Origin of the sequence: Flavobacterium sp. GCM10023249, from assembly GCF_042653365.1 — a bacterium.
GTDB lineage: Bacteria > Bacteroidota > Bacteroidia > Flavobacteriales > Flavobacteriaceae > Flavobacterium.
Map to the genome: position 1 here is coordinate 869,222 of NZ_JBHSHZ010000006.1, position 10,220 is coordinate 879,441.

The window sequence follows — 10,220 nt, forward strand, 5'->3', positions numbered from 1 at the left end:
AATTGAAGAAGCAATGGTTAAAATTGGCAACATAGAATTACCGGATTTCCCTCTGTTACTCGCTCCTATGGAGGATGTGAGTGACCCTCCTTTTCGACGCCTGTGCAAGATGCATGGTGCCGATTTAATGTATTCGGAGTTTATTTCTTCTGAAGGCCTCATTCGTGATGCAATCAAAAGCCGTCAGAAGTTGGATATTTTCGATTATGAACGTCCGGTAGGTATTCAGATTTTTGGTGGAGATGAAGAGGCTATGGCGATGTCTGCCAGAATTGTTGAAACGGTTCAACCTGATTTAGTGGATATCAATTTCGGTTGTCCAGTGAAAAAAGTGGTGTGTAAAGGTGCCGGTGCCGGTGTTTTGAAAGATGTAGATTTGATGGTACGCTTGACCAAAGCCGTAATACGTAGTACGAATTTACCAGTAACGGTGAAAACTCGTCTAGGTTGGGACGAAAGTTCGATCAATATCGATGAGGTAGCAGAACGATTACAAGATATCGGTGTGCAGGCTTTAACGGTTCATGCTCGTACTCGAGCACAGATGTACAAAGGACATTCGGATTGGTCACATATTCAAAGAGTAAAAAATAATCCCAGAATTACCATGCCGATCTTCGGTAATGGTGATATTGATTCGCCTGAAAAAGCATTGGAATACAAAAACAAATACGGCCTGGACGGTATGATGATAGGACGAGCTGCTATCGGTTATCCTTGGATTTTTGATGAAATCAAACATTATTTCAAAACCGGAGAGCATTTACCTTCGCCAACCATTAACGATAGAGTGGAAGCAGCTCGAAACCATTTAATCTGGTCAATGGAATGGAAAGGGGAACATGTTGGTATTGTCGAAATGCGTCGCCATTATACCAATTACTTCAAAGGGATTCCTCATTTTAAAGAACACCGTAATAAATTGGTTACCCTAAACGATCATAATGCATTGTTAGCTGTTTTCGAAGATATCAAACAAGACTACGCAGGTCAGTTATTATAAAAAAGTCCCGATACTATCGGGACTTTTTATTAGTGTCAATTTCTATTTATTTTGATGAAACGACTTCTTATGTTAAATAAACTTAGAATTTTGGTTTATAGACAATTAGAATTGTGATAAAATCTTAAATTATAGGAAAAATCTTATTTTTAATTGAGTTATTTATATATTTGTTTTATTGATAATTAACTATAAATTAAAAAAAATGAAAAACTTTTCCAAAAAGATTATTGGCGCAGGGGCACTAATTGCTTGTTGTGCAATCACTCTATTCTCTTGTAGTACAGATGAACCTGCATCGAAATCAACTTTAGTAAATGAGTCTGCTATTGACGGTAATGCTGCTAGTAGATTTAGAATTAAATTTATGATTGGTTTAAGTGCTAATCTTGAAAAACCAAGTAGAGGTTGTGATTCTGGATGGGGTATCTGTGAAGTTACAATAGGTATTGTTAATATCGGTTTTGACAGAATCAATATGGGTGTTTCAAGTGACAATTATTTGCATTTTGCCTTTGACCGTGATCAAGTTGAAGAAGAAACGTTAACAATCGAATCTGGAGATGAATTAATTAAATTTGATCAAGCAATTGTTGAGGAATTTGCGAAGGAAGACTTTGATATTGCTAACATTGCCTTAGTAAGAGGAACTTATGATGTTAGGTATGATGAAGCTAGTGATAAGTATATTGCTAAAATTCCATTTGTGAAAAAATAAAATAATGCGTAGAACAAGTTCTATGACAAAAAAAAGTCCCGATTGTGTCGGGACTTTTTAGTTATACTTGAATGGTTTTCCATTTTCCTTTTCGGTAAAGAACGATACTCGCCAATGTAATTGCTGTTTCTGCTATGGGAACGGCCATGAATACGCCAGTAGGTCCCATGTTGAGGTGTTTGGCCAATAGATACGCCAATGGAATTTGGAACAACCAAAAGCCTACGAAATTGACTTTAGTGGGTGTCCAGGTATCACCGGCACCATTGAAGGTGTTAATCAGTACCATCCCAATACCGTAAAAAATATAACCCAAGCTCATAATCTGTAAGGCAGAAACGGCTACTTTGTGTACGGCTTCATTATTGGTAAAAAATGAAATGATAGTGTCGCCTAAAACCAAACATAAAACCATGATGGTACCCATGAAAATGACATTGTATTTGGCGGTGGTGTATACGGATTGTACTGCACGTTCTACCTGCTGTGCACCCAGATTCTGTCCAACTAAGGTGGCGGCTGCGTTACTCAATCCCCAAGCGGGAAGAATAAAGAACATCATAATGCGTAAGGCGGTCTGATAACCAGCCGAACCCGTATCATTGCCTGTAGTGGCTACCAATTGAGCTAGGAAGATCCAACTACAAGAAGCAATCACGAATTGTAATACGCCTGGAGCGGCTATTTTTACGATAGCGCCAATTTGTTCGAAATCAGGAATGAAATGCGAAAGGCGGACTTTCAGCATGCCGCTTCCTCCAAACAAATGATAAAATTGATACAACACGCCAATACTTCTTCCGATAGAAGTGGCCATAGCAGCACCAATCAGTCCAAACGCAGGAATTGGACCCAATCCGTTGATCAGTATCGGACACAAAAGGATATTGCATCCATTGGCGAGCCATAAACTGCGCATGGCAATGGCAGCGTTACCCGCGCCACGAAAAATACCATTGATCAGAAATAAAAGCATTATACTGATACTACTTGCCATCATAATTCGGGTGAAATTCACGCCGTAGTTGGCAGCTTCAATCGAAGCGCCCATGATGAGTAGGATTTCTTTGGCATAAATAAATCCTAAAACACTAATCAGTGTATTGATCGCAAAGGCGATGATGATGGATTGCATTCCCGCTTTGGCGGCTGCCTCAGGATTTTTCTCTCCAATGCGGCGGGCTACTACAGCGGTAGCGGCCATACTGATTCCGATGGCCAATGAGTAGATGATGGTGAGTACAGATTCGGTGAGACCCACGGTTTGAATGGCATAGCTGCTGTTTTCCAAGTGGCCCACAAAGTACAAATCGACCAAAGCGAAGACAGATTCCATCATCATTTCCAATACCATGGGAATGGCTAATAGAATGACTCCTTTTTTGATGCTTCCCTTGGTGAAGTCAAAAGTGTCGTCTCCTTTGATGGCTGTTTTTAAAGTGGAAAAAATGCGTGTACTTAGTGCAGTACTGGTTGTTTCTGTCATGATTAATTAGGATAAAATGAATACTGAGCCGGTAGGTAAACTACCAGAATAAATTAAAACGCCCTAATTATCTCCCGATAATAGCAGGACTAGACAAATACAATCATAAGTTTTATTTTTTGTTGTGATCAAAGATATAGAAAAATCCGAAACCGAGTTGGCTTAGTCGAATAATTTCTTGTTCACGTTGCTACTGGCAATGTAAGAGGCTAAGAAACCTAGTACAACGATCGTAAAGAAAACAACCGCACAGTTTTCCATGTTGAATCGAACAGGATAGGCCAGACTTTCCGTAATCATAACCAGTTTGAAATGTTGTTGAATGAATACCACTATTGCGCCCAATACAATTCCTAATAGCCCTCCTAAAACGGTTACCAATGTTCCTTGCAGTAAGAAAATACGACGAATGTCACGAATGGTATTGCCTAAATTGTATAAGGTTTTTAGATTTTCTTTTTTGTCCAGAATAATCATGATGATGGCGCCAGCTAAAGTGAACAAGGTCATGATGATAACCAAAGTGAAAATGAGGTATATTACCGTGTTTTCGGTGTTGAGCATCTTGTGCAGACTATCATTCAGCTGCATTCTGTTTTTGATGGTAACGCTATCACCAAATACCGATTGGATTTGATCGATTACTGCTCCTTCATTGGCAGAGGCTTCTGTTTTGATTTCAATGGCAGAAATTTGATTGGGTTGGTACTCCAGTAATTCCTGGGTTAATTGGATGTCGGCAAATACATATTTAGAATCCAGTTCGTCATTTATAGCATAAACGCCCACCGGAATCAAATTCGATTTGTTGAATGCGGTTTCCGGATTGGTAATAGCGCCTTTTCCAGGTCTTGGTACAAAAATCTCAAAGGTATTGTTGAGGTCATACAGTCCCATGGTTAGTTTTTGACCAATACCAAAACCCACGACCACCTGCGGTGTTTGAGGGGCGATCCAATTGCCTTGGAACATTGATTCTTGAATGTTGTTCACCAAGTTGTATTGGTTGTCCACTCCCTTAATTAGTGCTACCTGTTCTTTGCCACGGTACACAAACAATACTTTTTCTTCTACACAACGGGAATAGTATTGAATGCCTTCAATTTGCTTTAACTTGGTATTTTGTGCTTCGGTAATCAGAAACGATTTGCCTGTTTTGGGCATCACCTTCAAATCCGGATCGAACTTATTGGTGAACGAAAGACTGAAATCTTTCAAACCGCTGAATACCGAAAGAAAGACAAACAGTGCCATAGCGCTTACAATAACTCCAAAGGACGCAATCGCTGAAATAATATTGATGGCGTTGTTTTTACTGGAGGTGCGCAGGTACCGTTTGGCTATGTAAAAGGAGAAATTCAATTTAGGACTTCTTTCTACGTTCTAACAAATCAGGATTTTCGATTGGGTTCTCTTTACCGGATAAGGCGTTGTCGATTTTTTCAATATAATCCAAACTGTCGTCAATGTAAAACATCAAGTTAGGTACTTTACGCAATTGTAGTTTTACACGTTGCGATAAATCGTGTTTGATTAACGGCGTGTTGGATTTTACAGCTTCCAAGATCTCCGGTGCTTTCTCTTGCGGGAATACACTCAGGAATACTTTGGCAATGGACAAATCGGTAGTAACACTTACTTTTGAAACCGAAATAACCAGATTGGAAATACCGTTTTTACGTACTTCACCCTGCAAAATATCCACTAAATCTTTTTGTAAAACGCTGCCTATTTTTTTCTGTCTATTTGTTTCCATAGTGCAAAAATACAATTTTTTAGTTGGATAGTTGCAATGCAGATAGGTTACAAAGTTTTTATATTTGTCCAAACTATTGCAAGATGAGAAAAATTGAACATATCGGCATTGCCGTAAAGAGTTTGGAGGAATCCAATTTGCTTTTTGAAAAGTTATTCGGAGCGCCGGCCTACAAGGAAGAAGAAGTAGCAAGCGAAGGAGTAAAGACTTCGTTTTTTAAGAACGGTCCCAACAAGATCGAGTTGTTGGAAGCTACGAATCCGGACAGTCCCATTGCCAAGTTTTTGGAAAAGAAAGGCGAGGGGATTCATCATATTGCGTTTGATGTGGAAGACATCGTTTCGGAGATAGCCCGATTGCAAGCCGAAGGGTTTACGGTTTTGAACGAAACACCGAAGAAAGGGGCTGACAACAAATTGGTTGCTTTTCTACACCCGAAGGGAACAAACGGTGTGCTCATAGAATTATGTCAAGAAATTGCATAATACGTTTGCAGAAGATAAAAAAATGCAGTAATATTGCAACCTCAAATAAAGCTACGGCTTTACTGAGGGAACACAGCAACGGCTAACGTACTGTGCGCCAACCGGTCCTATAGCTCAGTTGGTTAGAGCACCTGACTCATAATCAGGTGGTCCCTGGTTCGAGCCCAGGTGGGACCACTGGTAAAAAATAAAGCCTTTCAAGCAATTGAGAGGCTTTTTTTATTGTCGGAAATTCAAAAAGGATGAATTGTGATTTCGTTATGTTTTTTTGTTTCAAGGAATTGTTGGTTAAGTATTACCAATCTGGCTTCCAATTTTCTACAATAGTTTTGGGTACATTTACTTTAACATAAACATTGCCATGGTTATTCTTGCCTTCTAATTTTATACTATCGCCCTTTATTTCTCCTGTTTGATTACTTATATACAAGGAACAATCGCCAATAGTGGAGATTTTAGTTTTAATACTTTGTCCTTGTATTTCAAAGTAACCCATTTTTGCTTTTTGTGGATCAAAAAAAGACCTCTCCAAACGTAAAGTATCTGTTTTTGGAACTATGAAAAGACCTAGTTTACCATTTTTATAAAATTTTAAGTAACTCGTATAAGGATAGCTGTTGTTATTGTCTTTTTCAAAATAAATATATTCTTTACTCATTCTATTATAAGCATAATTAATTTGAAGCTTATATAATGCTAGAGTATCTATTTTTTCATGCGAAAAATGGTCACTCAGACGAGCTATTTTTTTACGAGGTAATCCGTATGCCGACTTAATGTCTTTATAACAGCAGCTAGTTAACAATAGAGGAAACAGAAATAAAAGGAGATGTTTTTTTGCCATATCGTAAATATAACTATTGTATCATATAGTGCAATTTTATAGGTCTGTTTATTGTTTAATCATTGTGACTTTCCTTTATTTTAAAAAAGAGGGTATTCTAAAATAGAAATTCTACCTGATTGGTAGTATTCAGGTAAAATAATAATGTTGCCAATAAAAGATTTTAAGACGTTATTGTATTTCTTTATGGAGTATTTCAATTGCTTTTTCCAATAAAGTATCTTTTCCTCGCGTGATGTCTTCAACTGTCTCTTCTACTATAATATCAGGGATTACACCAATGGAGTGGAATTGGCTTCCATCCGGATTGGTAACTTTCATACCGGTAAAAATCACCTGAAACCCATTAAGCAAACCAATTGGATTTATATTTCCATTTGCACCTGCCGTTGGTCGTCCAACAATGGTGGCAATTTTGTAATGTTTGATAACCTGTGCTAGCATTTCGGCATTACTAACCGTTCTCTCGTCTACTAGTAGCACATTTTTAGTAGTGAGTTGTAGGTTTGCTTTATAATGATTGAGTCGATGTCCTGCACAATATTCCTCGGTTGTAGAATAGTTGGGGGTAAGAATTTTTTCACGGCACAACCATTTTGTACTATCTACTACATTTGTATAGCTTAAGATTCTATGTTCTATGTCATTATAAGGGTAACCACGCAAATCAATAATCAAACCTTTATGTTCATTAATTGTTGGGACGATTGAGTCTATAATTGATGCGTTTAACTTTTCCAGATTGATATAAAAAATGGCATTGTCAATTTTCTTGAATTTTGGGGCTTCTTCTCTCTCAAAAAAGTCTTTATAGGTGTCATATTTGATCACTCTTTTTAAACTAGCAATCGTTCCGTTTTTTGTTTTTAATTGGAGTGAAGAATTTTCTTTTCCAGTAGAGATCTTTTTTAGTGATCGCCATCTTTTCAATTGTTTAGAACCCGATATGTATTGTGAAATACTGTCGTAGGCCACGCTGGTTGGTACATTGTTGATTTCGGTAATGATGTCTCCTTTTTTTAGTTGACTTTCGTGTCCTTTTAAAATAGCTTTTACTATCAGTTGGTCACCAACCCATCGAAAGGTTGCCGGTACCGCATGATTACGGTCTTCTTTTAATTTTGAATGGTAAATTCCAATGTGGGCATCGTCAAAGTTCTCGGTGAATTTCTCCAATGTTAGTTTGTGTTCTGTTATTGAAATGTCATTAAAAGCGTCTTTTAATCCTTCGTTTAAAATTGTGTCCCATTCCACTTTTACTTCCTTTTGGTAAGGGAAAAAGTGTTTGAAAATATTCCAGGTGATGACAATATTGGCTAATGAAATATTAGTATTGAATGCAGTTGTCAAATTGGAATGAATCTCTTGCTTTAATGCATTGAATTTTTGTATTTCACTTTTTGGAAGTGTCCCTTCTTCGTTGGCAAATATTACAATCGGGACTATTACATTCAGGTTGTTGGATAGTTTTACAACAGAAAACTTATCCCAGGTAATTTTTACATCGGTGTTTTTTAATTGGCTAGACTTATTAGTCTCATTGATTACCGTAATTTTTTCATTGTTGAAAGTAAATGTGGCATCATTGATTGGGTACCATTTTTTAGTATCAAATGCAGGAAGTTGGATTTCTTTCCAAGTAAGGTCAGTCTCCTCATAGTATAATTTGAAATTTCTAAAATCACAATTTCCGTCTTTTGCTATAAGTCCTATGGTAATTTGATTCATATTAGAGTTTGGTTCCAAAAGTAATTCCTTTGGAGACCAAGTTTCAGAAACTACAGGATTGGTCTGGTGTGTTGCGAAATTAATAGACTTTTTATTCTTGTCTAAAATTTTTAAAAAGCAATAGGCCTTTCCTTCATTAGTTTGTGCCTCATAGGTTAACTTGATTTTTTTGCCAATTAAGGTACTTTCTGTTAGATTGATTCCAACAGATTTGAATCCTCTGTCCAAAAAAGTTTTATTGTAACGTTCGCTATAATAGCTTTTTTTGTTACTGTCGATTCCTAAGCCTCGGTGTTCCCAAAAAACGGGATATTTGGCATTTTCAGGCCATTGGTAGTAGCTACCATTAAATGAAATTGATGGGGCCAGTGGTAAAAAAAGTTCTTGTAATTTTTGTTCAAATTCTTGTTGAGTCTTCGCTTTGTCAATTTCCTTAACAGCATAGGTAGCAAATGCTTTCCAATCGGTTTTAGCCGCTTCGTCACTTGGGTGGAAGTAGCGTACAACCCCGTAAAGTTTAGCAAAGTCTTCCAGTTTTTGGGTTTGAAATGGGGTTTGCCCGAAAGCAAAAAACTAATAAATAATACTATAGTGGTTAGGAAATTCTTCATTTACAAGATTTGAATTATAGTGCTCTTTTTTAATCGTGTTCTCTGCTTATCAAACGCAATTAGTCTACGGTTTGTTGTTACTATTCTAACCTTACTAATCTATAGCCTAAACTCAAAGTGTTCATTCGGAAAACAGTATTGAAGCTATTCTTTTGGTGTAAAAGCAAATGGGAGTCTAGAAATAAACCCGAAAATAGCAATTAATAGCAGAAAGAATAGTAAAAATTATACAAAAATAAATTACGTTGAATTACGTGTGAATGCCTTAAAATATGTTTTCATTTCCTTTTTAAGGAGTGCGTTTTGTAATTGCAATACTTCAATATCGTGGCTGTGCTTTCGTAAGATTTCTTTTTGTCTCATCAGACTGATTTTGTTTTTTTGCTGTATTACATTTTTAATAGTGATAGTGTTCTCATTTTCAGGTTGGCTATCAAGATAGGCAACAACCTGTAATGCTGCCAAAGCTTCTTCATAAAGATCCTGTGCCCGTTCCATTTTTTTAGTAAGCCGACTCAGTTTATATTCATTCTTTTGTATGTCTTTTTTTAGCTGACCGTACACACGTTTCTCTTCCTCTTTCATAAAATCGGGCATTTCCATTTTCTTTGAATGATTTTCCTGTATGTAATGCAGTAGTTTGGAAAATTCCACTGCGGCGGCAGAAGGTAGTTTTCTCTTCCCTATTTCATGCATAGACCATTGTGTACGTGTGATACCCAATATCATGGCCATTTCTTTCTGAGATAATCCCAATAATTTTTTGAAGGTGTCTTTTGCTTTCATAACATAAAAAGTTGTGGCAAAAAATTCAAGAGCAAAAATTCTGCCACAACTTTTAGCGTGGCAAAATTTTAAAAACCGAAAAAGTTGCCACAGAAAGTGTGGCAACTTTTTTCAAAATTATTTTTTTGCCACAAGCATAAAGTGATAGGAAAAAATATACATTTTTCTTACCTTCTTTGCAGAAGCGTCTTTAAAAAATTCAAACAGTATAAACTCCACAAAGTGTCTAAGTTTTGAGTAATAAGGTTAACACAATAGGTGTTCATTCTTTATTTTGTTACACTTATGGCTGAGAGGATGTGAAGCCTTCATAGCCTCAGTTCCACCACCAAATATCGGGTTGCAACGTATTTCACGTTCTTGAAGTGATTTAGTAAACTAACAAATGAGGATTAAAAAACCCCATATGAGAATATGGGGTTTTAATTTATTGAAAATTTAAGGATTGTTTGATTCTGGTCAATAAAAGTAAGTTGAGATGAATCATAATTACTATTTAACTTTAATATATTTAACTCCGGTATCCGGATTTATAATGAATTCGGTATTGCCAATTCCGGAACTTACAGGAAAGGAAGCTCCCATTAAATCAGTTTCATCATAGTTGAATTCCTCACTAACATTATTATCATTTATCAAGAAATTTTCCAGAAGGATAAAGCCGTCTGCACTTTTCCAACTACCGGAACCTTTATAAATAAGCGAATTACGTTTGTTATAAACACGATGATGGTAAGTGTTTTTTTTCAATACCAATGTGTCTATGTTAAGTGGGGAATTATTTATATAAATTCCTTCTATAT

10 protein-coding genes and 1 tRNA gene are annotated in these 10,220 nt (G+C 36.7%); 4 read left to right on the forward strand and 7 right to left on the reverse strand.

The genetic code is table 11. The features are described 5' to 3' along the window. Positions 1–13 precede the first annotated feature (13 nt). Both dusB and ACFO7M_RS05375 read left to right on the forward strand, forming a co-directional pair. Positions 14–1,003, forward strand: a complete 990-nt coding sequence (gene dusB / locus ACFO7M_RS05370; RefSeq protein ID WP_379734433.1) for a tRNA dihydrouridine synthase DusB — start codon at positions 14–16, stop codon at positions 1,001–1,003. Between the two features lie 205 nt (positions 1,004–1,208). Continuing rightward, entirely contained in the window at positions 1,209–1,721 is a 513-nt protein-coding gene (locus ACFO7M_RS05375) for a hypothetical protein (protein ID WP_379734434.1), read from the forward strand. Positions 1,722–1,782: 61 nt separating this feature from the next. On the opposite strand, the gene ACFO7M_RS05380 is transcribed toward ACFO7M_RS05375, so the two are convergent. The 3 genes from ACFO7M_RS05380 to rbfA form a co-directional block, all read right to left on the reverse strand. Beyond that, on the reverse strand, positions 1,783–3,207 hold the full coding sequence (locus ACFO7M_RS05380) for an MATE family efflux transporter (protein WP_379734436.1): 1,425 nt from the start codon (positions 3,205–3,207) through the stop codon (positions 1,783–1,785). Positions 3,208–3,369: 162 nt separating this feature from the next. Beyond that, positions 3,370–4,569 carry an ABC transporter permease gene (locus tag ACFO7M_RS05385; protein WP_379734437.1) on the reverse strand — a complete coding sequence of 400 codons (1,200 nt, stop codon included), beginning with the start codon at positions 4,567–4,569 and terminating at the stop codon, positions 3,370–3,372. A 1-nt stretch (position 4,570) separates the two neighbouring features. Next, positions 4,571–4,963: a 30S ribosome-binding factor RbfA gene (rbfA, locus tag ACFO7M_RS05390; protein ID WP_379717314.1), complete on the reverse strand. Its 393-nt coding sequence runs from the start codon at positions 4,961–4,963 to the stop codon at positions 4,571–4,573. An 83-nt stretch (positions 4,964–5,046) separates the two neighbouring features. On the opposite strand from rbfA, the gene mce reads away from it, so the two are divergent. Beyond that, a complete protein-coding gene (gene mce / locus ACFO7M_RS05395) occupies positions 5,047–5,448 on the forward strand; it encodes a methylmalonyl-CoA epimerase (RefSeq protein ID WP_379734439.1) in 402 nt (133 codons plus the stop codon). Between the two features lie 103 nt (positions 5,449–5,551). Then, positions 5,552–5,625 (forward strand) — tRNA-Ile (locus ACFO7M_RS05400). Positions 5,626–5,743: 118 nt separating this feature from the next. On the opposite strand, the gene ACFO7M_RS05405 is transcribed toward ACFO7M_RS05400, so the two are convergent. The 4 genes from ACFO7M_RS05405 to ACFO7M_RS05420 form a co-directional block, all read right to left on the reverse strand. After that, on the reverse strand, positions 5,744–6,292 hold the full coding sequence (locus ACFO7M_RS05405) for a hypothetical protein (RefSeq protein ID WP_379734441.1): 549 nt from the start codon (positions 6,290–6,292) through the stop codon (positions 5,744–5,746). A gap of 171 nt (positions 6,293–6,463) precedes the next feature. Further along, entirely contained in the window at positions 6,464–8,248 is a 1,785-nt protein-coding gene (locus tag ACFO7M_RS05410) for a S41 family peptidase (RefSeq protein WP_379734443.1), read from the reverse strand. 623 nt (positions 8,249–8,871) lie between these two features. After that, positions 8,872–9,417 (reverse strand): helix-turn-helix domain-containing protein, encoded by a 546-nt coding sequence (locus tag ACFO7M_RS05415; protein WP_379734445.1) that lies wholly within the window; start codon positions 9,415–9,417, stop codon positions 8,872–8,874. A gap of 492 nt (positions 9,418–9,909) precedes the next feature. Next, entirely contained in the window at positions 9,910–10,167 is a 258-nt protein-coding gene (locus tag ACFO7M_RS05420) for a hypothetical protein (RefSeq protein ID WP_379734447.1), read from the reverse strand. Between the last annotated feature and the right edge of the window lie 53 nt (positions 10,168–10,220).

Excerpts from the sequence above, each read along its gene's own strand:
- rbfA (WP_379717314.1), bottom strand. The coding sequence starts at position 4,963 with ATGGAAACAAATAGACAGAAAAAAATAGGCAGCGTTTTACAAAAAGAT.
- ACFO7M_RS05380 (WP_379734436.1), bottom strand. The coding sequence starts at position 3,207 with ATGACAGAAACAACCAGTACTGCACTAAGTACACGCATTTTTTCCACT.
- ACFO7M_RS05415 (WP_379734445.1), bottom strand. The coding sequence starts at position 9,417 with ATGAAAGCAAAAGACACCTTCAAAAAATTATTGGGATTATCTCAGAAA.
- dusB (WP_379734433.1), top strand. The coding sequence starts at position 14 with ATGGTTAAAATTGGCAACATAGAATTACCGGATTTCCCTCTGTTACTC.
- mce (WP_379734439.1), top strand. The coding sequence starts at position 5,047 with ATGAGAAAAATTGAACATATCGGCATTGCCGTAAAGAGTTTGGAGGAA.
- ACFO7M_RS05405 (WP_379734441.1), bottom strand. The coding sequence starts at position 6,292 with ATGGCAAAAAAACATCTCCTTTTATTTCTGTTTCCTCTATTGTTAACT.
- ACFO7M_RS05375 (WP_379734434.1), top strand. The coding sequence starts at position 1,209 with ATGAAAAACTTTTCCAAAAAGATTATTGGCGCAGGGGCACTAATTGCT.